The organism is Thiococcus pfennigii (assembly GCF_016583835.1).
In the GTDB taxonomy this organism is placed as follows: Bacteria; Pseudomonadota; Gammaproteobacteria; order Chromatiales; family Chromatiaceae; genus Thiococcus; species Thiococcus pfennigii.
This window is the reverse complement of record NZ_NRRW01000007.1, coordinates 25,381-51,140: the sequence shown is the minus strand read 5'-3', so window position 1 is coordinate 51,140 and position 25,760 is coordinate 25,381. Positions and strand designations below refer to the sequence as shown.

Genomic DNA, 25,760 nt, shown 5'->3' with positions numbered 1-25,760 from the left:
GCGCTCAGAGGGCGTCAAGGGCCTCCTGGACGACCCGCACCGGCACCAGCTCGAGCCCCTCGACACCCTGCTTCGGGCAGTTCTTCTCCGGCAGGATCGCCCGGCGCAGGCCGTGCTTGGCCGCCTCGCGCAGCCGGTCCAGGCCGTTCGGCACCGGGCGGACCTCGCCCGAGAGGCCGACCTCGCCGAAGACCACGAGGTCGAGCGGCAGCGGCCGGTCGCGGTGGCTCGAGACGACCGCGCAGAGGACGGCCAGGTCGGCGGCAGTCTCGCCGATGCGCACGCCGCCGACGACGTTGACGAAGACGTCGCGGTCGAACATGCCGACGCCACCATGGCGGTGCAGGACCGCGAGCAGCATCGACAGGCGGTTCTGGTCGAGCCCGAGGGCGACGCGGCGTGGGTTCGCGAGCGGGCTCTCGTCGACCAGGGCCTGGACCTCGATCAGGAGCGGTCGGGTGCCCTCGCGGGTGACCATGACGACGCTACCCGGCACTGGCTCGTCGTGGCGCGACAGGAAGATCGCCGAGGGGTTCTTGACCTCGCGCAGGCCGCGGTCGGTCATCGCGAAGACGCCGAGCTCGTTGACGGCACCGAAGCGGTTCTTGACCGAGCGCACCAGGCGAAACTGGCTGCCGGCCTCGCCCTCGAAGTAGATGACGGTGTCGACCATGTGCTCGAGCACCCGGGGTCCGGCGAGCGCCCCCTCCTTGGTCACATGGCCGACGAGAAAGACGCAAGTCCCGCTCTGCTTGGCGAAGCGCACCAGCTGGGCCGCCGTCTCGCGCACCTGCGAGACCGAGCCCGGCGCCGAGGCCAGCTCCTCGCTGAAGAGCGTCTGGATCGAGTCGACGACCATGACGGTCGGGCGCTCCTGCTCGGCCGTCGGCAGGATCCGTTCGATGCCCGTCTCGGCGAGGAGGCGGATGCCGGCGCGCACGAGCCCCAGGCGCTGCGCGCGCAGGCTGACCTGCTGCGGCGACTCCTCGCCGGTGACATAGAGGACCGACTCGGCGGCCCCGAGCGCGGCACAGGCCTGAAGGAGCAGCGTCGACTTGCCGATGCCCGGGTCACCGCCGAGCAGCACCACGGAGCCCGCGACCAGGCCACCGCCGAGGACCCGATCGAGCTCGGCGATGCCGCTGCTGCGGCGGCTCTCCTCGGCCGCGCCGATCGTCTCGAGGGACTCGACCGCGGCCGCCGTCCCGGCATAGCCGCCACCGCGGCGCGGTGCGGCCCGCTCCTCGGGGACCTCGATCACCGTATTCCAGGAGCCGCAGTCCGGACACTGGCCGCTCCACTTCGGCAGTCGCGCACCGCAGGCGTTGCAGACGTAGCTGCCGGCGCCGCGGCGCTTCGCCGTGCGGGCGGCCTGACTCATCCGGTGCCCCCGGCCGCCGTGCCGTCGTGCTCCATGTGCACCCGCTGGGCGACGTGGCACAGGAGTTCGTAGGGGATGGTGCCGGCCCGCGCCGCGATCTCCTCGACCGGCAGCCCCACCCCCCAGAGGGTCGCGACATCGCCGACCGCGGCCTGCGGTTGGCTGCGCAGGTCGACGTGGATCATGTCCATCGAGACCCGCCCGAGCAGCGCCACTCGCACCCCGTTGAGCAGCACCGGCGTGCCGGTCGGGGCGTGGCGCGGATAGCCGTCGCCATAGCCGATGCCGACGATGCCGACCGGCATGTCCTCCGGGCAGACATAGGTGCCACCGTAGCCGAGCGCGGCACCACGTGGCAGCCTCTGCACGGCGATCAGCCGCGCCTGGAGCGTCATCACCGGGCGCAGCCCGAGATCGGCGGCGGTCCGGGTCGCGAACGGCGAGGCGCCGTAGAGCATGATCCCGGGGCGTACCCAGTCGCCGCGCGCCGCCGGCAGCGCGATCAGGCCGGCGGAGTTGCCGATGCTGAGCGGCAGGCCGCGCCCGGCAGCGACGGCGTGCAGCGTCGCGCACTGGCCCGCGGAGGTCGTATCCCCGGGCTCGTCGGCGTTGGCCAGGTGGGTCAAGAGCCCGACGACCCTGGGGCCGGGCGCGCTCGCGGCCAGGGCCTCGAACACGGCATCGACCTCGGCGGGGGCGAAGCCGAGGCGGTGCATACCGGTGTCGACCTTGATCCAGCAGGGCGGCGCGCCCAGGCCGGCGCCCTCGGCGAGGAGCCGCACCTGGTCCCAGCTGTGGACGGCGACGGCGAGGTCCTCGCGCGCGGCCGCGGCCAACTCCTCGGCGAAGATCATGCCCTCGAGGACCAGGATCGGCTTGGTGACCCCCGCCCGGCGCAGGCGCACGCCCTCCTCGACCCGGGCGACCGCGAGGCCGTCGGCATCGGCGAGGGTCGCCGCGACGGCCTCAAGCCCGTGCCCGTAGCCATTGGCCTTGACGACGGCCCAGACCCGGCTCGCCGGGGCGAAGCGGCGCACCGCCGCGAGATTCTCGCGCAGCGCGGCGTGATCGATCCGCGCGCAGGGGGCCGACCAGGTCAAAACCCGTCCTCCCCGTAGACGTCGGCGATGAAGTTCTCGAACTTGGTGTACTTGCCGAGGAAGGTCAGGCGGGTCGTGCCGATCGGGCCGTTACGCTGCTTGGCGATGATGATCTCGGCGATGCCCTTGTCCTTGCTGTCCTCGTGATAGACCTCGTCGCGGTAGATGAAGACGATCAGGTCCGCATCCTGCTCGATCGCGCCCGATTCGCGCAGATCCGACATCACCGGGCGCTTGTTCGGCCGCTGCTCCAGGCTGCGGTTGAGCTGCGAGAGGGCGATGACCGGCACATCGAGCTCCTTGGCCAGGGCCTTGAGCGAGCGGGAGATCGCCGAGATCTCGGTGGCGCGGTTCTCCCCGACGCTCGGGGCCTGCATCAGCTGGATGTAGTCGAGCACGATCAGCGCCAGGTCGTCGTGCTCGCGTTTGAGGCGCCGCGCCCGGGCGCGCACCTCGGTCGGCGTCAGGGCCGGGGTGTCGTCGATGAAGAGGGGCACCTCGGCGAGGATGTGCACGGCCGACGTCAGGCGCGGCCACTCCTCGTCGCCGAGCTTGCCGGTGCGCACCCGGTGCTGATCGATGCGCCCGAGCGAGGACATCATGCGCATCGCGAGCGCATCGCCCGGCATCTCCATACTGAAGACCGCGACCGGGCGGCGCGTCTTGATCGCCGCATGCTCGGCGATGTTCATCGCGAACGAGGTCTTGCCCATCGACGGGCGCCCGGCGACGATGATCAGGTCCGCGGGCTGGAGGCCCGAGGTCATCATGTCGAAGTCCTGGAAGCCGGTCGGCAGGCCGGTGATCGGATCATCGCTCTGGAAGAGCTTATCGACCCGCTCGACGGCCTGGCGCAGCAGGTCCTTGATCGGCTGGAAGCCGCCACCCCCGCGGGCCTGCTGCTCGGCGATCTCGAAGACCCGCCGCTCGGCCTCGTCGAGGAGGTCCACGACCTCGCGCCCCTGCGGATTGTAGGCGCTGTCGGCGATATCGGTGCCGGCCGAGATCATCCGCCGCAGCACCGCGTGCTCGCGCACGATCTTGGCGTAGGCCTTGATGTTCGCGGCGCTCGGGGTGTCCTGGACCAGGTTGCCGAGGTACGGCAGGCCGCCGGCGTCCTCGAGCGCGCCGTTGCGCTCGAGGGTCTCGGCCAGCGTGACCACGTCGAACGGCTGATCACCCTCGGCGAGCCGGGCGATGGCGCGGAAGATCAGCCGGTGCTCGCGGCGGTAGAAGTCGTGCTCCTGGACCGCATCGGCGACCCGCTCCCAGGTCGCGTTGTCGAGCATCAGACCACCGAGCAGCGATTGCTCGGCCTGGACATTGTGCGGAGGCAGCCGCAGATGGCCGCCCCGGCCATCGGGGACACCGACCTGCGACGGAAACGGATTCGTGTCGCTCATGCTCAACAGGGGCCGTCGATTCGGGATCGGAGAGGGTCCGCGGGCACGCGCCGTCGGCGGACCGCAGGGATCTCGGCCTCGGCACCGGTCAAGCGGGGCGTCGGGCGGCCGAGCGGGAACGATCGGATTGTCCTACCGGGCACCAACGACGGCAATGGGGAGCGAAGCCCCGTCCCGGCCGGCATTCGCAGAGAATTGGGATGGCCGACGGGCCGGCCGCTCCAGAGCGGCCGGCCCGTCGCAACACGCAGGTTCAGGACTCGGCGACGATCTCGACGGTGATGGTCGCGTCGACGTCGGCGTGCAGGTGCAGCGTCACCTCGTGCTCGCCGGCCGCGCGCAGCGGACCGGCGGGCAACCGCACCTCGTGCTTGCCGAGTTCGATCTCGTGGGCAGCAACCGCCTCGACGATATCGACGGCACCGACCGACCCGAACAGCCGACCCTCGTCGCCGGCCCGGCGCGCGATCGTCACGGTCAGCCCCGCGAACCGCTCGCGGCGCGCCTCGGCGGCGGCCAGCGTGGCGGCTGCCTCGCGCTCCAACTCGGCGCGACGCTCCTCGAACGCTTGCAGGTTCGAGGCCGTGGCAGGCACCGCAAACCCCTGCGGTATCAGATAGTTGCGGCCGTATCCCGGCCGCACGGACACCTTGTCCCCCAGCGCCCCGAGGCCAGAGACCTTCTTCAACAGGATGACTTCCACTTGATTATTCCTCGTAAGCCAGAATTCAGATTTCCGCGCGCCGTCACGACCGATCCTGCTTGCGCCGTTCGAGCCGCCGCCGCCAATCCGCCCAGAGGTCGGCCAGCCCGATCCCGGCGATGACCAACTGCGGGAGCGGGAAGCCCAGCACGAACAGGACATAGAGCCCCACCAGCCAACCCGGGCGCGCGTTGCGCGCGACGCTCAGGGCATGGAGCACCGCGAGCCCCTGGAGCACGAGCAGCACGCCGACGATCACGAGCGCGGCGACCGCCCAGTTGGCGTTCGTGAAGACGACGACCAAGTGCAGCGCGATCGTCACCAAGCCCAGCACCGGATGGATCCGCAGCGCGCGGTACTCGGCCCCGAAGCCGCCCGGTCCGTACAGCAGCGATTGCCACCAACGCCCCAGCAGCAGCGAGATCAGGACCATCAGATAGACGGAGGCCGTGAGCAGTCCGGGCATCCAGCCGGCGATCTGCGCGATCAGCTGCGGGCTCTCGGCCGCGTCGATGACGCGCGCCTCGATCAGCGCCTGGGTCAGCGGCTCGAGCATCGCCATCCAGACCTCGCCCGACCCGCCGGTCAGCAGATAGACGAGGGCCAGCGCGACGAGCGCGATCAGCGCCGCCGCCTGGACCGCGAGCGACAACGACCGCGACCAGCCGAGCACCACCGCGAGCGCCCAGACCGGTAGCCAGTAGGCGAGCCAGAAGCCGAGCGCCGGCAGCGGGCTGCCGAGGGCCAGCCAGGCCAGCAGGCCGCCGCCGAGACCGGCGAAGACGGTCAAGAGCGCCCCCTCGCCGGCCCCCTGACGCAGGGTCGCCAGGGCGACGACGGCCGCGCTCGCGAGGGCCGCGAACAGGCCGATGATCGGCAACACCGACAAGACCGCCCCGGTGGACGCCACCAGAGCGGCCTGCGAGCGGCCGCGCATTGCGAAATGGGCGAGGGCTTTCATCACGCGCTAGGCGGATGCGACGAGCGGGCCGGCCGGGCGCAGCGAACCTCGCCTCGCGAGGAGACGTGGGCCGTGCCGTCGAGCGGCCAGCGCGCGGGCGCGCCGATCAATGCCCGTCGGTATAGGGCAGCAGCGCGAGAAAGCGTGCGCGCTTGACGGCCATCGCCAACTGACGCTGATAGCGGGCCGAGGTCCCCGTGATACGGCTCGGCACGATCTTGCCCGACTCGCTGACGTAGGCCTTCAGCAGGTTGAGATCCTTGTAATCGATCTCCTCGATGCCCTCGGCGGTGAAACGGCAATAACGCTTGCGACGGAAGAAACGGGACATGGCAATCTCCTGAGCCGGGTTCGGCCTTATTCGTCGTTGGGCTTGTCGCGCGAGGGCTGCTCGGGCGACTCGCGATCCTCGGCGCTCTTGACGAGCGGCGAGGGGTCGGTCACGGCCGAATCACGCTTGATGATGAGGTTGCGCAGCACCGCATCGTTGAAACGGAAGGCATTCTCAAGCTCGTCGAGGGCCTCCTGGTCGCACTCGATGTTGAGGAGCACGTAGTGCGCCTTGTGGATCTTGTTGATCGGATAGGCCAGCTGACGCCGGCCCCAATCCTCGAGGCGATGGACCTTGCCGCCGCGCCGCTCCAGATTGGCACGGTAGCGCTCGACCATCGCCGGCACCTGTTCGCTCTGGCTCGGATGAACCAGAAAGACCACTTCATAATGTCGCATGGACGCTCCTTTCGGATTGGACAGCCTCCCGCAAGGGCGCGGTGAGGCAAGGAGATCACCCCGGGACAGGGGCAAACCGGGAATTATACGGAGGCGCGAGGGGCTGTCAAAGATTTACCGCGACGCCTCCCAGGGCGGATCCGTTCTGATCCGCCGGCGTCGCCTGTGCCGATGGCACGGCCCGTAGGTCGGGTTAGGCGCGCCGGCACAGAGGTCCTTGTAAAACAAAGGATTGCGCGCGCCGTAACCCGACAGGGGCCTCGGAGAGCGCCACGGTGTCGGCCGTCGGGTTACGCCCCCGCGGGGGCGTAACCCGACCTACGGGCCGCGGCGCCGTGCGAGGGGGCGGGGTTGGGCGCGCGGGGCTAACCGGACCGCGTGTGCCGCGCGGTCATTGGCACGGCCGTGCGGGATGGGCCTCCGCGGCCGCCGTCTCGACCGCCGCGAGAGGCGAGCATTCGCCTGAGCACCAACCCAGTCGAGGATCGACCGCCAACCCTTCACTCTGAACGAAAAAGGCCACAGAACGGATCAGCCCTGCGACGCCTCCCAGGGCGAGCGAGTTGGGCGTCGCCCAGGCCCGGACCGTCGTCTCCTGGGCAGGCGACGCCTGCGGAGTCGGCCGATACGCCTCGGCTGCCTTCTCCCGCTGTTCCGAAAGGCCCCGCCTCGCCGGCCTCATCGCCCGGTCGTTCGCTGCGGGGGCGCATGCTATCATCGGCGCTCAGCGCCGGCCTGGGCGCGGGCCACAGGACTGCATCGCCATGCCCGACTTCGACTTCGAACCGCTGCGCCCCCTCCGGGAAGAGCTCGACCAACACCCCCTCTACGCCGCCTTGCGCGACCTCGCCGACCTGCGGATCTTCATGGCCCACCACGTCTACTCGGTCTGGGACTTCATGTCCCTGATCAAGTACCTGCAAGACGAGGTCGCGCCGACCCGAGTCCCCTGGCTGCCGAGCGGCGATCCAGCGGTGCGCCACTTCATCAATCAGTTGGTACTCGAAGAGGAGTCGGACGCGATCCCGGATGCCGAGGGGACGATCCACTACACGAGCCACTTCGAGGGCTACCTCGCGGCGATGACCGAGATCGGCGCCGACGCCGAGCGCCCGCGCCGCTTCCTCGAGCGCGTCGCCGAACAGGGCGTCGACGCCGCCCTCTACGGCGCCCTGGTACCGCTACCGGCGCGCTGTTTCTGCGAGACGACCTTCGGCTTCATCCGTGCCGGCAAACCGCACATGGCCGCCGCCGCGCTCGCCTTCGGTCGCGAACAGGCGATCCCGGACATCTTCCGCCGCCTCCTCGCCGCGACGGCCGTCGACGCGACGCGGGCACCGCGTTTCCATCAGTATCTGGAGCGCCACATCCACCTCGACGAGGACTTCCACGGCCCGCTGTCGCTGCGCCTGCTCGCGGCCCTCTGCGACGATGACGCCGAGCGGATCGCGGAGGCCGCGACCGCGGCCGAGGAGGCCATCTGCGCCCGACTGCGCCTCTGGGACGGCGTCCTCGAGGCCATCGAGGCGCAACGCTGAGCGGCGCCCGAGGATTGGAGGGTCGCGGCCCGCCAGGGCGATCCAGGATCCGGCGCCCGAGCGCCTCACGGACGACCCCCCGGCCGCGTCATGGCGGAACCGCTTCGCGTTCCGCCCGACGAACGCCGTTACGGATCGTAGACTGGCCCAGCCTGCGCGGGCGAGCGATTTCGGGGCCTTGCCAACCGCCCGATGCTGGGATTCGTACCTCACCCCACCCTTTCGCCGGGTCATGGCTTCCGTCTCGATCGCGCGTCCAGTCGGCCCTATTTTCCGATGATTCGCGCTGAACCCCAGGCTCTGCTGGATTGACCATCCTCAGGAACGGCGCGGAAACAACCGATACAAGCACGCGGAAGACAAGAAACAACGAAACGCGCAAAAGTCGCGAAAAAATGGCAGATTCCCCCGCGTATATTCTACTTTTCGCGTGTTTCGCATGTTTCGCGTGTTTGGTAGTTCAAAATGAAGATGCGCCGGTTGTTCTTGAATCGTCACTTAGTATCCGACCACAGCATGACCGCGAACTCTTCAGCTACCAGTCGACGCCAGATACAGCCGGCTGGAGCCAAGCCAATGGCCGACGCTACCCAAAAAACCGTACCCCACCAAACCCACTGCTGGTCAAGGGCCGAGTACGAACACATCGTCGATGTCGGGGGGTTCGGTTCCGACGTGCGCCTGGAACTTCTCGACGGATACATCATCGACATGAGCCTGCAGAAGAGTCTGCACGCGTGCGCGGCGGACTTGACAGAGGCCGCTTTACGCGAATGCGTCTCAGACGGCGCCTACATCCGCAGCCAAAAGCCTTTGGCCCTCGACGACACCTCGGAACCGGAGCCCGACATCGCCGTTGTGCCGGGAAGCCCCCGCGACTATGCAGAGCGTCATCCGTCCGATGCCCTGCTGATCGTCGAGGTGGCAGACAGCAGCCTTGATTTCGACCGCAATCGCAAGGCTCGCGCCTATGCACGCAACGCCATTGCCGATTACTGGATCGTCAATCTGCGCGACCTTGTCGTGGAGGTCCGGCGAGCGCCTATCGGCGACGCCTACCAAGATGTCCAGATGCTCCGAGCCGGCGAACGGATTGCTCCGCTGGCCGCCCCGAGATGCGCAATCGCCATTGCCGACTTGCTACCCACAAGACGGCACGGATAAAGACCGGCGCAAAACCAGACGGTGGAAGGTCGAGCAAGGCCGGTCACGTTAGCTCGGGGGTCAAGAATCCCAGCGGTCCCTTGGCGTCCTCATGCTGGGTCCAGGTCGATTCCCACACCAGCTGTTCCTTTCCCTGCCTCTTGGCCCGCTGCACAACGGGTAGAACCGGATCGCGCCTTCGATCTCGGCCAGAGAATTCGACGGCGAACGGGATCTCGCCACAAAGCTCGGGGCCCTGCGGATTGGGATAACGCAAGCGCGAGCCCCCAGGGCCATCGTCGAGCGACGGGGTCCACGCACGACGCGAGGGCAAGTCGGGTAAACTGTCCGCAGCGCGGCCTGTGCAACGGCAAGCCCGACCCGCGACCGCCTGGGCATCACACGGCCGGCGCGCCACGCCTCGTCGGCTGGCCTTCCGCGATGCCGGTCCCGGGCGACACGGGATCGCTGGCACCTCGGTTCGCCTATCTCGCATGGGCGATCCGATGGCGACCGCGGACCGTGCCCCGGCCGCCGAGCGCGCCGCCGCTGGCCACTCGACTCCACTGCCACTTCCGCCACGACCCGACCGAATCCATGTCTCCATCCAAGCCCATCACCGAACGCCAGCGCCGCTGGCTGAAGCGCCAGGTCCACCACCTCAAGCCCGTCGTCATCGTCGGCCAGCACGGCTTGAGCGACGCGGTGCTGAACGAGATCGGCCTCGCCCTCGAACACCACGAGTTGATCAAGGTCAAGATCGCCGCCGGCGACCGCGACGAACGCGACGCCCTGGCCGCCGAGATCGCCGAGCGCACCGCCGGCGCCCTGATCGACCGCATCGGCCACACGGCCGCCTTCTTCCGCGCCAACCCGAAGAAGCGCCAGCCGCTCGCCTTGCCGGTGGACTGAGGCAACGCCCGGAAAATGACCCACCAGGTTTGCGCGGCTGTCGGTTGACTCGCTGTAGGTGCGGCGTCAGCCGCACGCGGGCCACGACGACCCTCACCGTCTGCGGGGGCGGATTGCGATGCGGCTGAGGCCGCACCTACGCTCTCGGTCGCAGACGGCGGGATGCGTTGCGCTGGAACGGCGGGATGCGCTGCGCTTGCCCGCCCTACGGGGGCTTCCGAGACCAGGCACCCTCCCCGAGCGTCGCCTCGAAGAGGGTCGTGCTCGGCGGCTCGGGGTGCCAGATCAGGTGCGCTGGGCAGTCGCAATCGCTGGCCCCGAAGCCGGCACGCGGCCAGCCTGCCTCGGGCAGGGCACCGAGCGCCCTGGCCCAGACGTGCTCGCGGCGCTCGCGCCCGTGGGCGACCCAGCAACCCAGGATCCGGCAGTACGGGCGCAGGTAGTCGAGGTGCCAATGCGGCCGCGCGGCAAGCCGCTCGTGATGGCGGCAGCGCGCCGCGACGCCACCCGGGCCGAGGGCGCTGCCGACATAGAGGTAGGTCCCGGCGACAAGCGTCAACTCGCCGAGGCGACCGATCGGGACGACACCGCGACCGCGCGGCTCGAGCACGACGACATAGGTCCCAGGCCGGGCGTCCTGTCGCCTCGACGGATCAAGGCTCGTCGCGGGTGCTATATTTCCGAGTAGGGTCCGTGACTCGCTCGTCATCGACGCTCTCGCAGAAGGGTCGACCCTCGGGCCGTTGTCGGCGGCCAACCTGATACTCTCTTCCTGAACCGGTCCCTGGGGATTCGCCATGTCCAAGCCCGCCCCGCCGACTCAAATGCCGATCGAGCCGGCGCCCGACCGCCCCCTGTTGCGCCTCTGGAGCCTGTTCTGGAACTCGGTGGTCCGTGTCCTCTGGCTGTGCGCCTACGCGACCGTCGCGTCCATCGCCGTCGCCTATCTGTTCCTCGCCAACGGTCAGGGCCAGGACCTGCTGCGCCTGTCGGCCGAGCGCGGCCTCTCGGGCTGGAACCTGGCCTTCCTCGCCGGGGCGCTGCTGCTCGGCCTGACCCTCTGGTACACGGCTCGCCGACTGCTCGACCGTGAGTTCCCGGGCCGCCGATTCAACCGGCGCACCTCGGCCTTCGGTCGCCGCTGGCTGCCAAGGCTGTTCGGCTTCGTGGCCCCGCTATCGATCGGCGTCGGCTTCCTGCGGGTCGACACAGATCAGGTGCTGGCCGCCAGGGTCTTGGGGATCGTGTTCCTCGCGCTGGCCGCCGGGCTGATGTGGTTCTTCATCGCCCGCCGCCGGCTCTTCGTCGCGCCGGACCGCGCGCGGCTCGGCCTGGAGGTCGCGAACGAGCGCGGCCTGAGCCCGCTCGACTGGACCATCATCGTCTCGGCGTTCGCCGCCGCCGCGCTGCTGCTGGTCGCGTTCGTGGTCTGGCCGGTCGCACTGCCCCAAGCCCTCGGTGCCCCGGCGGTCGTCCTGCTCGGCCTCGCCGGCATCGCCCTGTTCGGCGGGCTCATCCTGACCTATGCCTTCCTCGCTCGCGGCCAGCCGGCCGGCACCGCGCTGGTGCTGATGATCGCGGTGGTCAGCGGCTTCTTCAACGACAACCACTGGGTCCGCACTGAGCCCGACGCCCCACCGCTCACGCGCACGCCCCCGGCCGCGCACTACGCCGACTGGCGGCGGGCCAATCCAGCCCCGATCGAGATCGACGGGCGCCCGCCGTTGGTCCTGGTCGCGACCGCCGGCGGCGGCATCCGCGCCGCTTATTGGACAGCCTCGAGCCTGGCGGTCATGGAGTCGATCCCGGGCTTCAGCGCCAACCTGTTCGCGATCAGCGGGGTCTCGGGCGGCAGCGTCGGGGCCGCCGTCTACGCCGCGGTCAAGCGCGCCCAACTCGCCCAGGGGGCCGGATCCACGGAGGACATCCCAACCCGCGTGACGGTGCAGCAGGCACTGCGCGAGGATTTCCTGTCGCCCGTCGTCGCCGGCATGCTGTTTCCGGACCTGATGCAGCGCTTCATCCCCTACCCCGTGCCGCTCGCCGATCGTCAGCGCTTCCTCGAACTGAGCTTCCAGCAGGCCCTCGCCAACGGCGACAGCGCCCTCGGCCGACCGATGACGGCCCTCTACGGCGACGGCTTCGAGACCCGCCTGCCGAGCCTGCTGCTCAACACGACGGTCGTTGGCTCCGGGTACCGCGGGATCCTCTCCAACATCGACCTGGCCGGCTTCTCCGACGCCCTCGACCTGCTCGGCGACGGGTATTCGACCCGCGACGCGCTCCTCTCGGCCGCGGCCGGTGCCAGCGCCCGCTTCACCTACGTCAGCCCGGCCGGGAGCCTGAAGGTCAGCGAACGCGAGAAGGACCAGAAGATCCGCGTCGTCGATGGCGGCTACTTCGACAATTCGGGCGCCACGACCGCCCTCGAACTGCTCGACCAGATCGGCGACTCGCGGGTCTTCCCGATCCTCGTCCTCATCAGCAACAGCCCGCAGGGCACGCCGATCTGCCAGGGACGGCACAGCCCGGATCTGGCCGCGCTGAAGGAGGCGGCGATCGGCCCGCCGGCCGATGACTTCCTGAGCGAGGTACTCTCGCCGGTGCTGGCGCTGCTCAACGCCCGCACCGCGAGCGAACGGCGGACCGAGGTCGAAGCGGCCAAGCTCGTCGAGGAGGCCTACGGTGGGGCCGTCATCGAGATCTCGCTCGCGAGCGCGGCCCAGATCGACCTGGCCCAGGCCGAGAGCGCCGAGGAGCGGGCCAAGATCCGCCGGGCGATGGTCGAACCACCGCTCGGCTGGTCCCTCTCCGAGGCGGCCTGGCGCTACATGGACGATGCGCTCGACACCGAGGGTACGGGCCTTGCGATCGAGTTCGACAACCTGCGGGCGGTCCTCGCCGGACGGATCGACGACTATCGGAAATGCCGAGCGCAGTAGCGCGCCGCCGGGGCGAGCGGGCCGATTTCCGCGCGGCATCGGCCCATCAGGTCGAACGGGCGCACATCGCCCGTCAGCAACACTCCAGCTCGACGCGCTCCAGCAGCGCCGCCGCGTCGTCGGCCCCCGCCTCGTCGAAGAGTTCGCGCAGCGTGTTGACCTGGCTGCCGACGAAGTAGAGCTCGTCCTGGCCGCGGCGCTCGACCTCGGCCAGCCGGGTTCGGAAATAGGCATGCCACGGCGAGGCATCGCCGAGGCGGGCCAGACAATCATGGATCGCGGCGACGATCCGTCGCGCGCAGTCATCGCACGCATGGCCCTCGAAACTGACGTAGCGGTCGATCTTTACGGCGGAACGCGGCACTGGTCTCACCCTGGATGCACACCCATCCGGAGAGGCGAAGGGCTCGCCATCCGGACGGCTTTCGAGGTTCTCGACGTCGTCACAGTGTCGGAGAAACGACAAAGGGCTGCGAACCGACGCAGTCGCAGACGGGCACGGCATCGAAACAGCTTAACGCCCTCGATGCCGATCCAATCGGATCACTGCCTTGCACGTCGAGCGTAGCCCGTCGGGCGAATGAATAAGCAAAACCTGTACCACATCGTCGCGCCGCCGCGTATGGACGCCATCCGGCCATCAGGGTCTCGCGCCGGGCAGCGACGCAACGCAACCGTAGCGTTCCGCCCCGGATCGGGTGCCTGTCCCGTGAGTGTCCCACAGCGAGGATCGAACGGCGGCGGGATCGGGATGGTGCCCGGGGCGGGGATCGAACCCGCATGACCGAAGTCGAGGGATTTTAAGTCCCTTGCGTATACCAGTTTCGCCACCCGGGCGGGTGTCGGAGGCGGGACCACTTGGCGTTGGTCCGGCAGGCGATGGGCAGCCCACCGATCGAGAGAACGGCGGGCCGGCCGACGGTGGAGCAGACCACAACGACGAAGGCCAACGAAACCGCCCCATGTCCACGAACGGCCTGGCGCCGAACGGCCGCTGGGCGGTCATCGTCCAAAGGCCGAGAGCGGCTCCGGCCGAACAGCGCAGGAGCCTAGCAGCTGCCTCCATTCACCTGCAAGCGGCATGAGCCGGCCATGCCAACCACCGGCGCCGGGGCCGGCGCCCGCGCCACTTCGGCCGCTTGCGGCATGAAGAAGGCCGAGCGCGGATGACCTCAGGCGGATTCCGGCGCCTCCAACGGCACGCGCAGCGCGGCATCGTCGTGACGCGGGTCGTTGACACGCCGGCTCACCGGCACGACCCGCAGGGGCTCGGACGAATAGGGGCGCAGCAGCGCGAGCAGGGCCTGGGTGTCGTCGTTGGCCGGATCGAGCCAGGCAGCGAAGTGCTCCGGATCCAACAGCACCGGCATCCGATCGTGGATCGGGCGGAGCAGCCGATTCGCCGCGGTGACGATGACGGCGCAGGACTCGACGACCTCGCCGACCGGACCCCGCCAGCGTTCCCAAAGGCCGGCCATCGCGAGCGGGGCGCCGTCGGTCCGCGAGATGAAATAGGGCTGCTTGACCTTGCTGCCCGGCCTGGGCTGCCACTCGTAGAAGCCGTCGGCGGGGATCAGGCAACGCCGCCGGCGGAAGGCGTCGCGGAACGCAGGCTTGATCGCCACGGTCTCGGCCCGCGCATTGATCGTCGAGTAGCCGACCCGCGCGTCCTTCGCCCAGTGCGGGATCAGCCCCCAGCGCAGCGGGTCGGCGCGGCGCACACCGGCGATCTCGCGGATCGCGATCGCCGACGTCGAGGGCGCGACGTTGTAGCGCGGAACAGAGTCCGGCGCCTGGTCGAGACCGAAAAAGTCCCACAGGTCCTCAGGCGAAACCCCGAGGGAAAAACGGCCGCACATTGCACTCCTCCAACCACTCGGTGACGATTGAAGAACGACCGATACATATTCTTGGAACTACGAAACACGCTAAACACGCGAAACGGCCGAATAGACACAGGAGCACCGGCTGTTTTTTCGCGACTTTCGTGTTTTTCGTAGTTTCTTGTCGTCCTTGCCCATCGAGGCGCAACGTCGATGGTGCGGTGCGCAACGCCGCGGGGCAAGGTCGCGGGCCGCAAGCCGCGCCGTTGCGCTAGGCTTAGAGACCGAGACGAACCCAGCCGGCGGAGCACCATGTTCCCATTGATTCGATGCCTCCCCGTGGCCGCCTTGATCGGCGTCCTGTCCCTCGCCCTGCCGGCCATCGGCGGCGCGGAGCCCGCGGCGGTCTCGGTCCCCGAGTCCCTCGCCCCTTGGGTCGACTGGGTCCTCGAGGGCGACGACGAGCGGGGCTGCCCGCTCGGTACCGGGCGCGACAGCGGCCGGATCTGCGCCTGGCCCGGCCGCTTGGCGTTGGAGCTCGATCGCGACGGTGGACGCTTCGAACAGGGTTGGGAGCTCGCGGCCGAGGGTTGGGTGCCACTGCCCGGCGGGGAGGGCGCCTGGCCGCAGCAGGTCGTCGTCGACGAGATACCGACGCCAGTCGTCGAACAGGCCGGGCGACCTGCGGTCCGGCTCGCCGCTGGGGCGCATCGGCTCAGCGGACGATTCCTCTGGGAGCGCCGCCCCCAGGTGCTGGCGGTGCCGCCGGAGACGGGCCTGCTGGCGCTGCGGCTCGACGACGAGACGATCCCCCTTCCCAGGCTCGACGCCCAGGGCCAGCTCTGGCTCGGCCAGCGCCCGCGACCGGCGGCCGTCGCCGAACCCGACACGCTGGCCCTGGAGGTGATGCGGCGCATCGACGACGGCGTCCCGTTGCAGGTGCGCACCCGGCTCGCGCTCGACGTCTCCGGCCAGCCCCGCGAGCTGACCCTAGGACCCGTACCGCTCCCAGGCGGCATCCCGCTGCGCCTGGAGAGCCCGCTGCCGGCTCGGCTGGTCGAGGCACCGGACGAGGGCGACGCAGACGGTTGGTTCCTCCAGGTGCAGCTGCGCCCAGGCCGCTGGGTCGTGACGCTCGATAGCCACCATCCGGGCCCGATCGAGGCCCTGACCCTGACCGATCGGGCCGGGCCCTGGCCGGCCGAGGAGGTCTGGGCCTTCGCCGCCCAGCCGGACCTCCGCCAGGTCGAGATCGGCGGCGCCGAACTCGTCGATCCGCGCCTGACCCGCCTGCCGGACGACTGGCAACGCCTGCCCGCCTACCTGCTGCGCCCGGGTCAGACCCTGACCCTGACGCCGCTGCGGCGGGGCGCCTCGGGCGCCGACCGGATCCGGCTCCAACGGGAACTGCGCCTCGACTACGGTGGCGCCGCCTTCAGCGTCCGCGACCGCCTGAGCGGCCGGCTGGAGGAACGCTGGCGACTAGAGGCCGAGCCCGCGCTCGCCCTCGGCCAGGTCGAGATCGATGGCGAACCGCGCGTGATCACCCACCTGCCAGGCGCCGAGGGCCCGGCGCGCGAGGGCGTCGAGGTCCGCCAGGGGCACCTCGACCTCGTCGCCGATGCGCGCATCGCGAGCGGGCCGGTCGCCCTCGGGGTCACCCTACCCGCCTCGGGCTGGTCGCTCCCGCTCGAGGCGGTCGAGACCCGCCTGCACCTGCCGCCCGGTTGGGACCTGCTCGCCGTCGCCGGCGTCGACAACCTGCCCGACAGTTGGCTCGCCCGCTGGTCGTTGCTCGACATCTTCCTCGTCCTGATCATCGCGCTCGCCACCGGCCGACTCTGGGGTTGGCCCTGGGGGCTACTCGCGCTCGCGACCCTCACCCTCGTCTGGCAGGAGCCCGGGGCGCCACGCTGGGTCTGGCTGCACGTCCTCGCCGGTGTGGCGCTGCTGCGGCTGCTGCCAAACGCCCCCAGCGGCAAGACCTTCGGGACGCTGCGCGCCCTGCTCGGGCTCTACTACCGCGGCGCCCTGCTGGCGCTGGCCCTGATCGCGCTGCCGTTCCTCGTCACCGAGTTGCGCGACGGCCTGTTCCCGCAGCTCGATCGCCCAGACCGTACCGCCCTGCTCAGAACGGATGCGGGGACGCGCATGCGACCCAACTTCCAGTTCTACGACACCATGCCCGAGAGCGAGGTCGCGCTGGACGAGGCCAGGCAGGCCATGCGCAAGTCCATCCCCGCCCCGAGCCTCGCCCCATCCGCGCCCAAACCCCTGCCGACGCTCGCGCCCGGCGCCCTGATCCAGACCGGCGCCGGCGTGCCGGACTGGACCTGGCGGGCCTTCACGCTCGGCTGGAGCGGACCGGTCGCGCCCGGGCAGACGCTGCGGCTGTGGCTCCTGCCACCCGCGGCGGCCCTGCTGTTGGCGGTGCTCCAGGTCCTGCTCGTGCTGACGCTCGGCCTGCGGCTCGCCGACCGCCTGCGGCTGCCGACCGCCGCCGTCCGGGCAGCCGCCCCACTCGGGCTCGCCGGCCTGTTCCTCGCCGGCGCACTCGCGCTCGCACCCGGCGGCGACCTGCGCGCCGACCCCTCGCCCACGGCAGCGACGCAGGCGCCAGCCGCCTTCCCACCGCCGGCGCTACTCGATGAGCTCAAGCGCCGTCTCCTCGAGCCGCCGGACTGCCTGCCGCGCTGCGCCGAGATCGCGCAACTCGGTGTCCAAGCCTCGCCCGGACACCTGCACCTGTTCCTCGAGATCGATGCCGCCGAGGCCGTGGCGCTCCCGCTGCCGACCCCGACCGGGGGCTGGGCGCCGCGCGACAGCCTGCTCGACGGTGCGCCGCTGACCGGCCTGCGACGCGGCAGCGACGGCGGCCTCCTCGCGCCGGTGCCGGCCGGGCGCCATCGGCTGGCCCTGTCCGGCCCGCTGCCGCCGACCGGCCCGATCGATATCCCGCTGCCGCTGCGTCCGCGCCTCGTCACGGCCCGGCTCGCCGAACCCTGGCAGCTCGAGGGCATCGACAGCGCCGGACGCCCCGGCGAACAGCTGCGGCTCGTCAACGTGCAGGCGGCCGCCGCGGAGTCTCCCGAGGCCGATCAGCCTCCTGACGGGGCGCGGACCACCCCGCCGCTCCTGCGCGTCACCCGCACGTTGCGGCTCGGCCTCGACTGGACCGTCGAGACCGAGATCGCGCGCCTGTCGCCGCCGGACCCGGCCGTCGCCTTGCGCGTGCCGCTGATCGCAGGCGAGGCCGTCACGACGGCTGGCCTCCAGGTCGATGAGGGCCACCTGCTCGCCTCGCTACCGCCGGGTCGCCAGCGGCTGACCTGGTCCGCGACGCTGACGCCGGTCGATCGGCTGACCCTCGTCGCCGCCGACGACCCACGCCTGACCGAGGTCTGGCGCCTGGAGGTCAGCCCCGTTTGGCACCTGGAAGCGAGCGGCGTGCCGCCGGTGCAGAACCTGGACGCCGCCGAGCGCTGGCTGCCGACCTGGCGGCCCTGGCCGGGCGAACGGCTGGTCCTCGCGCTGTCGCGTCCGGTCGGCGTGGTCGGGCCGACCCTGACCCTGGATCGCAGCCTCTATCGGCTCACGCCCGGGCGACGCGCGAGCGAGGCGACCCTCGAACTCGCACTGCGCAGCAGCCAAGGCGGGCGTCATGCGATCCGGCTGCCGGCCGGGGCCGAGCTCACCGGCTTCACCGTCGACGGCGTCCCCCGCCCGCTCGCGCTGCAGGACCGCACCCTCGACCTGCCGCTGGTGCCGGGCAGCCAGCAGGTCGCGCTCGCCTGGCGCGAGCCGACGCCGCTCGCCGCGATCTACCGCCCGGCGGTCGTCGAACTGGGCAGCCCCGGCGTCAACGCGGAGACCCAGGTCCAGCTCGGCCGCGACCGCTGGCTCTTGTGGACGTCCGGCCCGGGGGTCGGGCCGGCGGTCCTCTTCTGGGGACTCCTGATCGTGCTGGCCCTCGCCGCCGTCGTCCTCGCCCGCTCGCCGCTCACACCGCTCGGCTTCGCGAGCTGGCTCCTGCTCGGCGTCGGCCTCAGCCAGGCCGGGGTCTGGGTCGCGGCGCTCGTCACCCTGTGGCTGTTCGCGCTCGGCCTGCGCCGCCGGCTCGGCGAAGAGACCCCGAGTCGCTGGTTCAATCTCGCCCAGATCGGCCTCGTCCTGCTCACCGTCGTCGCCCTCTCGGCGCTGATCGCAGCCGTGCAACAGGGGCTGCTCGGCGACCCGGCGATGCAGGTGGCCGGCAACGGCTCCTCGGCGACCCAGCTCAATTGGTACCTCGACCGCCAGGGGGCGCAGACCGAGCCCGTCACCGTGTTCTCGGCGCCGATCTGGGTCTACCGCGCGCTGATGCTCGCCTGGGCGCTGTGGCTTGCCTGGCGCCTCCTCGACTGGCTGCGCTGGGGCTGGCAGGGTTTCGCCGCGCCGACGCTGTGGTGCCAGAAGGAGCGCAGGGCCGACCATGCGTGAGGCGGAAAACGCCAGCGCATCGAGCCGCACGGGACGGGCGCGTCAGGCGGATGGCGGAGGCCGATGATCGATGCTCGATGGTCGATGGCGGAGGTGGATGGCGGGATGCGCTGTGCTTTCCCGCCCTACGCCACGCCGCGTAGACGGCGTCGGGATCCGAATGCCTAGGCGGAAGACGGCTGCCGTGGCGACAGGTGGAGCCCAGGGCATGAACGCCGCTCGCGACATGGTCCAGGCCGGGACGGGAGGCAACGAAAAAAGGGCTGGATGACCAGCCCTTTCTCGTCGTTCGATATTGGAGGCTGAGCCCGGAATCGAACCGAGGTACACGGCTTTGCAGGCCGCTGCATAACCACTCTGCCACTCAGCCAAGGCCGGTCATTATAGCGACACGCGCCCGTTTGTCACTAGCCCGGCGTGCGTCACCGGCACCGCAGAGCCGTTCCGATCGACGGGGCACGCAATCGAAGGCCCGTAGGTCGGGTTAGGCGCGCTGGCACGGCGGTCCTGGTAAAACAAAGGATTGCGCGCGCCGTAACCCGACAGGGGCCTCGGCGGCGCCACGGTGTCGGCCGTCGGGTTACGCCCCCGCGGGGGGCTAACCCGACCTACGGGCCGCGGCGCCGTGCGAGGAGGCAGGGTTGGGCGCGCTGGCACGGCGGTCGTGATAAAACAAAGGATTGCGCGCGCCGTAACCCGACAGCGTCCTCGGCGACCAGCGGCTCGACCGCCCGGCACGCCCGCGCATTGGACCTAATCGGCTGCACCCGGCCGACGGCTGTGCGAGAATCCGCGGCAACGCCGGGCGATGCCCCGTCTCGGCCCCCCGCTGCCGACCTCGATCAGCCCAACACATCCCGATAGCATGTCTTCCCCCCGCCCGGACGTCGACGACCCGACGTTGCACACTGCCCTCGCCCCACCGCTGCCGGAGCGCCCCGGCGCCCGCCTCCAATGGGAAGGGCTCCATGGCGCCAGCCCGGCCCTGGCCATCGCCTCGGCGGCCGCGCGCGCCGATCGGCTGTTGTTGGTCGTGGTCGAGGACGTCCAGGCCGCCGCGCGCCTGCGCGGCGAGCTCGCCTTCTTCCTCGGTGCCGCCACCCGCGGCGAGGCGCCTACCGAGGCAGCGATCCCGGTCCTCGCCTTTCCCGACTGGGAGACCCTGCCCTACGATGTCTTCTCGCCGCTGCCGGAACTCGTCTCCGAGCGGCTCGCGACCCTGCACCGCCTGCCGGGCCTGCGCCGCGGCGTCCTCGTGGTGCCGATCGCCACCCTGCTCCAACGGCTCGCCCCGCAGACCTACCTCGACGCCCATTCGCTGATGCTCGCCGTCGGTGACCGGCTCGACTTGGAGGCGACCCGCCGACGCCTCGAGCAGGCCGGCTACCAGTGCGTCTCGCAGGTCATCGCGCATGGCGAGTTCGCGGTGCGCGGCTCGCTGTTCGATGTCTTCCCGATGGGGAGCGACACGCCCTACCGCATCGATCTCTTCGATGACGAGGTCGAGAGCCTGCGCACCTTCGACCCCGACAGCCAGCGCACGCTGGAGAAGGTTCGCGAGATCCGCCTGCTGCCGGCCCGCGAGTTGCCGCTGACCGACGAGGCGATCAGCGCCTTCCGCCAACGTTACCGGGCCGCGGTCGAGGGCGACCCGACGCGTAGCCTGATCTACCGCGAGGTCTCGCAGTCGCGGGTGCCGGGCGGCATCGAATACTACCTGCCGCTCTTCTTCGACGAGACCGCGAGCCTGCTCGATTACCTGCCCGAGGGGGTCCTGACGATCGAGGCCGACGGCTGCCGCGAGGCCGCCGCGGGCTTTCTCGCCGAGGTCGCCGAGCGCTACGCGCAGCGCCGCGGCGACATCGAGCGCCCACCGCTGCCGCCGGCGCGGCTCTATCTCGGCGCCGACGAACTGGCCGCACGGCTCAACCGCCTGAACGGCGTACGCTACCGGGCGCTCGCGATCGCCGAGCGCGACAAGGGCTATAGCGCCGTCCATCCCTTCGCGACCCGGACGCTGCCGCCGCTCGCGATCCAGCCGCGCGCGGCCCATCCGGCCCAGGCCCTCCAGGCATTCGTCGCCACCGCCGGGCGCCGGGTCCTGTTGGTCGCCGAGGGCACGGGGCGGCGCGAGATGCTCGCCGACCAGCTGCGCGGTTTCGGCCTGAAGCCGCAGGCGGTCGCCGGCTGGGCCGACTTCGTCGCCGGCGAGGTGCCGCTCGGCCTCACGGTCGCGCCCCTCGAACAGGGTCTCTGGCTCACCGACCGGGACCTCGCCGTCGTCACCGAGACCCAGCTCTACGGCGAGCGGGTACGCCAGGAGCGCCGCCGGCGCAGCCGCGAGCGCGACGACGAGACCGTCGTGCGCAACCTCACCGAGCTCACCGAGGGCGCCCCGGTCGTCCACGAGGACCACGGCGTCGGCCGCTACCTGGGGCTCCAGACCCTGACCGTCGGCGGCCTGACGACCGAGTTCCTGACCCTCGAATACGCCCGCGGCGACAAGCTCTACGTACCCGTCTCGTCGCTGCACCTGATCTCGCGCTACACGGGCGCCTCGCCCGAGCAGGCGCCGCTGCACCGCCTCGGCGGCGACCAGTGGGAGAAGATCCGCCGCCGCGCCGCCCAGAAGGCCCACGACGTGGCCGCCGAGCTGCTCGACATCTACGCCCGCCGCGCCGCGCGTGTCGGCGTCGCCTTCCCCACCAGCGAGGCCGAGTACACGGCCTTCGCTGCCGCCTTCCCGTTCGAGGAGACCCCGGATCAGTCCCGGGCGATCGAGGCCGTGCTCGCCGACATGGCGGACAGCAAACCGATGGACCGCGTCGTCTGCGGCGACGTCGGCTTCGGCAAGACCGAGGTGGCGATGCGCGCGGCCTTCGTCGCCGTCCAGGGTGGCCGCCAGGTCGCCGTGCTGGTGCCGACGACGCTGCTCGCCCAGCAGCACTTCGAGAACTTCTCCGACCGCTTCGCCGACTGGCCGATCCGCATCGAGAGCCTGTCGCGCTTTCGCACCGCGAAGGAGCAGAAACGCATCCTCGACGGCCTCGCCGACGGCACGCTCGACATCTGCATCGGCACCCACAAGCTGCTGCAAGGCTCGGTCCAGTTCAAGGACCTGGGGCTCGCGATCATCGACGAGGAGCACCGCTTCGGCGTGCGCCACAAGGAGGCGCTCAAGGCCCTGCGCGCCGAGGTCGACGTCCTGACGCTGACCGCCACGCCGATCCCACGCACGCTGAACATGGCGATGTCGGGGCTGCGCGACCTCTCGATCATCGCCACCCCGCCGGTCGAGCGTCACCCGATCAAGACCTTCGTCGCGCCCTGGAACGCGGTCCTGGTCCGCGAGGCCTGCCTGCGCGAGCTCAAGCGCGGCGGCCAGGTCTACTTCCTGCACAACGAGGTCGAGTCGATCGAGACCCAGGCGCGCAAGCTCGCCGAACTGGTCCCCGAGGCGCGCATCGAGATCGCCCACGGGCAGATGCGCGAGCGCGAGCTCGAGCGGGTCATGCGCGACTTCTATCACCAGCGCTTCAACCTGCTGGTCTGCACGACCATCATCGAGAGCGGCATCGACGTGCCGAGCGCCAACACCATCGTCATCAACCGCGCCGACAGGCTCGGCCTCGCCCAGCTACACCAGCTGCGCGGGCGGGTCGGGCGCTCGCACCACCGCGCCTACGCCTACCTGATCACGCCACCGCCCCAGGCGATGACGGACGATGCGAAGAAGCGCCTCGAGGCGATCGAATCGCTCGAAGACCTCGGCGCCGGCTTCACGCTGGCGACCCACGACCTGGAGATCCGCGGCGCCGGCGAGTTGCTCGGCGACGAGCAGAGCGGTCAGATCCACGAGGTGGGCTTCTCGCTCTACATGGATCTGCTCGAGCGTGCCGTGCAGGCGCTCAAGGCCGGGCGCACGCCGGAGCTCGACCGGCCGCTCGACCACGGCGCCGAGATCGACCTCCAGCTACCGGCGCTGCTGCCCGCCGACTACCTGCCCGACGTGCACGCCCGCCTCGTCCTCTACAAGCGGATCGCGAGCGCCGCGAGCCGCGCCGAGCTCGAGGAGCTCCAGGTCGAGATGATCGACCGCTTCGGCCTGCTGCCCGAGCCGGCCAAGAACCTGTTCGGGATCACGGCGCTGAAGTTGCGCGTCCAGCCCTTCGGCATCCGCAAGATCGAGGCCGGCCCGAGCAGCGGACGCATCCTGTTCGCCCCCGAGGCCCGCATCGACCCCGCGCGCCTCGTCGCCCTCCTCCAGCGCCACCCGCACAGCTTCAAGCTCGACGGCGGCGACAAGCTGCGCTTCTACCGCGACATGGCCGAACCGCACGAACGGCTCGCCCAGGTCGAGGCCGTGGTCGCGCAGATCATCGATTGATTCGTCCGGGGATCACCCGCGCCAAGGGTGGCGGGTGGAACCCAGAGGGTATGCATTGCGCACCGACCGGGCCCCACCGCCACCCCCGCGCCCGATTTCCGCGAAGAACGGCACTCGAACACCGACCACCAGACGCAGCCAGGCTACCGTCACCGATGGTCCAACCAAGACGTCCTGTCCGGATCCACCCTAGCTCCGAGCCCGGGTGACATAAACGCCGAACCTGCTAGCCCTTTCTCTTGCAATTGCCGGATTTACCGACTGGCTTCCAGCCATCCGGGCATTCTCCAGCGTTCTCCTCATCGATCGGCTTGCAGTTCCCGCTCCTGCCCGCTGGCGTATAGCCGACGGGGCATCCACCAATGCCGGAGCCCGCACCCGCGTCGGAATCACTACCCGTACCGGAATCACTACCCGTACCGGAATCACTGCCCGTACCGGAATCACTGCCCGTACCGGAATCACTACCCGTACCGGAATCGCTGCCCGTGCCGGAATCGCTGCCCGTGCCGGAATCGCTGCCCGTGCCGGAATCACTGCCCGTCCCGGAATCGCTGCCCGTCCCGGAATCATTGCCCGTGCCGGAATCATTGCCCGTGCCGGAATCACTGCCCGTGCCGGAATCGCTGCCCGTCCCGGAATCGCTGCCCGTCCCGGAATCGCTGCCCGTCCCGACACCTGTGTCAGATTCGCCACTGCCCGAGCTCGCACCATCGCCGGAGGCCGCCGCATCAACACCACAAGCCGCACTATCCCGACAATTCGCCGGCAGGAAACGCGGCGCGATGTTAGGGCTGTAGCAGCACCAGTCGATGGCGCCACCGTCGGCCGAGGCCGCGAGGATCAGGCTGCGGCCGGCGAGCTGCGACACGGCGTCGTTGAAGGTCACATGGATATCGCCGTCCACGACCGCGACCGAGCCGACATACTGGCCTCGGATCGTCTCGGGCCTCGGCAGGTCGGCGGCGGCATTGTCGACGGGCAACCCCCGGCTGTCCTGATAGGCGGTGGCTACCGCGACCTTGGCCCCGGACGCCAGCGACAGGCCCTCGGCGACCTTGCCGCGGACGATGTACTCCTGATAACTCGGCAGCGCCACGGCGGCCAGAATGCCGACCACGGCGACCGCGATCATGACCTCCAACAGCGAGAACCCGTTGGGCGCCCGCCGCCGGTATCGATCGCTCTCGTGACTGTGCATCGTATGGACTCCTGCTATTGTCGGTGAGATCTCACCCGAGATCGACCGAATGGTCCGCGGAGAAGGACCAGTCGGTCGTCGAGGACGACTCGATCCGGGAGAGGCGCTCGATGAACGATGCAACGATCCGTTGGAGTTCTTCGGCCGGGTGCTCGAAGGAGAGCTCGACCTCGTACACATCCCAATCGGGCGCCGTCTCCGGGGCCAAGGGCCTTACGCCGGCCACCCTGGCACGCAGCCGCACGGCCGGGAGCCGGGCGATCCCGGCAAGCACGAGTCGGATGCTCTGATGAACCTGATAGGCCTTGAAGACCGTGAGCGAGAGGCGTCCGGCAGCGATCTCGTTCAGCTTGCTGGACATGTCCGCCGGGTCGTTGAAGAGGACTTCGAGGGTCGGGACCAACTCAACCCCCTCGCCGCCCGATAGTCGGTTCGCCCCGTCGAGCATCCGCAGCAGCTTCTCCAGGCGCTGCTGATCGGCGGCCGATAGGCTCGCGAAGCGCGCCGCAACCAGATCGCGACCATCGTCGAGCGGCTCGATGCGCACGATGTCGGCGCGCACGACGAACTGATCGCCCTTGGCCCAGGGAAAGGTCAGCGTGACCGTCTTGGGCCTTGTCAAGGCACCCCGCGCCACGATGAACTGGACGCCGCCCCAGGAGATGTCCCGATTCTCGACCAGCAAGGATCCGCCCATGTCTTCCGCGACGAGACGGACCGGAATCTCCATCGGCAACCGCGAGTGCCTGCGCCTGTTCGGCGTCTTGCCGCCGTTGGCTGCTCGGGTCATGGCTGAGATTCCTCGCTCAATATAGCTCCTACCCTGTATCGATCTCGGCGCGAAACAGGGGAACCACCTGTGCTCGCCGAGGGTCGGCCAGGACCGCGGCCGAACCGATGCCGGGGCTCCGGATACCGGTCGATCGTCGTGAGTCCCACGCCTCCCACGAACCGAATTTAAACATATTGGTCCGGTTCCAGACGCATTGAAAGTGAGAACCCCATCACTGTTGAAGGCACCTTGAAAGATTCAGGATGCCAGCGCGGGGCGGGATGCC

18 protein-coding genes and 2 tRNA genes are annotated in these 25,760 nt (G+C 70.1%); 6 read left to right on the top strand and 14 right to left on the bottom strand.

The window, feature by feature from the left end:
- Nucleotides 1-4 precede the first annotated feature (4 nt).
- The 7 genes from radA to rpsF form a co-directional block, all read right to left on the bottom strand.
- Nucleotides 5-1,381, bottom strand: a complete 1,377-nt coding sequence (radA, locus tag CKO41_RS03880; protein ID WP_200253882.1) for a DNA repair protein RadA — start codon at nt 1,379-1,381, stop codon at nt 5-7.
- Nucleotides 1,378-2,481 carry an alanine racemase gene (gene alr / locus CKO41_RS03875; RefSeq protein ID WP_200381318.1) on the bottom strand — a complete coding sequence of 368 codons (1,104 nt, stop codon included), beginning with the start codon at nt 2,479-2,481 and terminating at the stop codon, nt 1,378-1,380. Before alr ends, radA begins: the two co-directional genes overlap by 4 nt.
- Nucleotides 2,478-3,884: a replicative DNA helicase gene (gene dnaB / locus CKO41_RS03870; RefSeq protein ID WP_200253878.1), complete on the bottom strand. Its 1,407-nt coding sequence runs from the start codon at nt 3,882-3,884 to the stop codon at nt 2,478-2,480. The genes alr and dnaB overlap by 4 nt, the downstream gene beginning before the upstream one ends.
- Before the next feature lie 253 nt (nt 3,885-4,137).
- A complete protein-coding gene (rplI, locus tag CKO41_RS03865) occupies nt 4,138-4,587 on the bottom strand; it encodes a 50S ribosomal protein L9 (protein WP_200253876.1) in 450 nt (149 codons plus the stop codon).
- A 43-nt stretch (nt 4,588-4,630) separates the two neighbouring features.
- Entirely contained in the window at nt 4,631-5,548 is a 918-nt protein-coding gene (locus CKO41_RS03860; protein ID WP_200381317.1) for a hypothetical protein, read from the bottom strand.
- A 106-nt stretch (nt 5,549-5,654) separates the two neighbouring features.
- Nucleotides 5,655-5,879: a 30S ribosomal protein S18 gene (rpsR, locus tag CKO41_RS03855; protein ID WP_015280436.1), complete on the bottom strand. Its 225-nt coding sequence runs from the start codon at nt 5,877-5,879 to the stop codon at nt 5,655-5,657.
- Between the two features lie 26 nt (nt 5,880-5,905).
- Nucleotides 5,906-6,277: a 30S ribosomal protein S6 gene (rpsF, locus tag CKO41_RS03850; RefSeq protein ID WP_200253872.1), complete on the bottom strand. Its 372-nt coding sequence runs from the start codon at nt 6,275-6,277 to the stop codon at nt 5,906-5,908.
- Nucleotides 6,278-7,041: 764 nt separating this feature from the next.
- Between rpsF and CKO41_RS03845 the strand changes: the two genes are divergently transcribed.
- The 3 genes from CKO41_RS03845 to yhbY all read left to right on the top strand — a co-directional run bounded on the left by CKO41_RS03845 (nt 7,042) and on the right by yhbY (nt 9,870).
- Nucleotides 7,042-7,815: a DUF3050 domain-containing protein gene (locus tag CKO41_RS03845; RefSeq protein WP_200381316.1), complete on the top strand. Its 774-nt coding sequence runs from the start codon at nt 7,042-7,044 to the stop codon at nt 7,813-7,815.
- Nucleotides 7,816-8,391: 576 nt separating this feature from the next.
- Nucleotides 8,392-8,979 (top strand): Uma2 family endonuclease, encoded by a 588-nt coding sequence (locus CKO41_RS03840; protein WP_200381315.1) that lies wholly within the window; start codon nt 8,392-8,394, stop codon nt 8,977-8,979.
- 576 nt (nt 8,980-9,555) lie between these two features.
- On the top strand, nt 9,556-9,870 hold the full coding sequence (gene yhbY / locus CKO41_RS03835; protein WP_200253610.1) for a ribosome assembly RNA-binding protein YhbY: 315 nt from the start codon (nt 9,556-9,558) through the stop codon (nt 9,868-9,870).
- Nucleotides 9,871-10,075: 205 nt separating this feature from the next.
- Here yhbY and CKO41_RS03830 read toward each other — a convergent pair whose 3' ends face one another.
- Nucleotides 10,076-10,579 (bottom strand): GIY-YIG nuclease family protein, encoded by a 504-nt coding sequence (locus CKO41_RS03830; RefSeq protein ID WP_200381314.1) that lies wholly within the window; start codon nt 10,577-10,579, stop codon nt 10,076-10,078.
- Nucleotides 10,580-10,667: 88 nt separating this feature from the next.
- On the opposite strand from CKO41_RS03830, the gene CKO41_RS03825 reads away from it, so the two are divergent.
- Complete coding sequence (locus CKO41_RS03825; protein ID WP_242463931.1) at nt 10,668-12,812, top strand: hypothetical protein; 2,145 nt, start codon at nt 10,668-10,670, stop codon at nt 12,810-12,812.
- Between the two features lie 73 nt (nt 12,813-12,885).
- Here CKO41_RS03825 and cowN read toward each other — a convergent pair whose 3' ends face one another.
- The 3 genes from cowN to CKO41_RS03810 all read right to left on the bottom strand — a co-directional run bounded on the left by cowN (nt 12,886) and on the right by CKO41_RS03810 (nt 14,671).
- Nucleotides 12,886-13,176 (bottom strand): N(2)-fixation sustaining protein CowN, encoded by a 291-nt coding sequence (gene cowN / locus CKO41_RS03820; RefSeq protein WP_200253606.1) that lies wholly within the window; start codon nt 13,174-13,176, stop codon nt 12,886-12,888.
- A 388-nt stretch (nt 13,177-13,564) separates the two neighbouring features.
- A tRNA-Leu gene (locus CKO41_RS03815) sits at nt 13,565-13,649 on the bottom strand.
- Nucleotides 13,650-13,984: 335 nt separating this feature from the next.
- Entirely contained in the window at nt 13,985-14,671 is a 687-nt protein-coding gene (locus tag CKO41_RS03810) for an SOS response-associated peptidase (protein ID WP_200253604.1), read from the bottom strand.
- Nucleotides 14,672-14,974: 303 nt separating this feature from the next.
- On the opposite strand from CKO41_RS03810, the gene CKO41_RS03805 reads away from it, so the two are divergent.
- Nucleotides 14,975-19,114: a hypothetical protein gene (locus CKO41_RS03805; RefSeq protein ID WP_338115533.1), complete on the top strand. Its 4,140-nt coding sequence runs from the start codon at nt 14,975-14,977 to the stop codon at nt 19,112-19,114.
- A 296-nt stretch (nt 19,115-19,410) separates the two neighbouring features.
- Here CKO41_RS03805 and CKO41_RS03800 read toward each other — a convergent pair.
- Nucleotides 19,411-19,484, bottom strand: a tRNA-Cys gene (locus CKO41_RS03800).
- Nucleotides 19,485-19,979: 495 nt separating this feature from the next.
- On the opposite strand from CKO41_RS03800, the gene mfd reads away from it, so the two are divergent.
- Complete coding sequence (mfd, locus tag CKO41_RS03795; RefSeq protein WP_200249796.1) at nt 19,980-23,501, top strand: transcription-repair coupling factor; 3,522 nt, start codon at nt 19,980-19,982, stop codon at nt 23,499-23,501.
- A gap of 226 nt (nt 23,502-23,727) precedes the next feature.
- On the opposite strand, the gene CKO41_RS03790 is transcribed toward mfd, so the two are convergent.
- Nucleotides 23,728-24,702: a pilin gene (locus CKO41_RS03790; RefSeq protein WP_200381312.1), complete on the bottom strand. Its 975-nt coding sequence runs from the start codon at nt 24,700-24,702 to the stop codon at nt 23,728-23,730.
- Nucleotides 24,703-24,733: 31 nt separating this feature from the next.
- On the bottom strand, nt 24,734-25,492 hold the full coding sequence (locus CKO41_RS03785; RefSeq protein ID WP_200249798.1) for a PilZ domain-containing protein: 759 nt from the start codon (nt 25,490-25,492) through the stop codon (nt 24,734-24,736).
- Nucleotides 25,493-25,760: the final 268 nt, after the last annotated feature.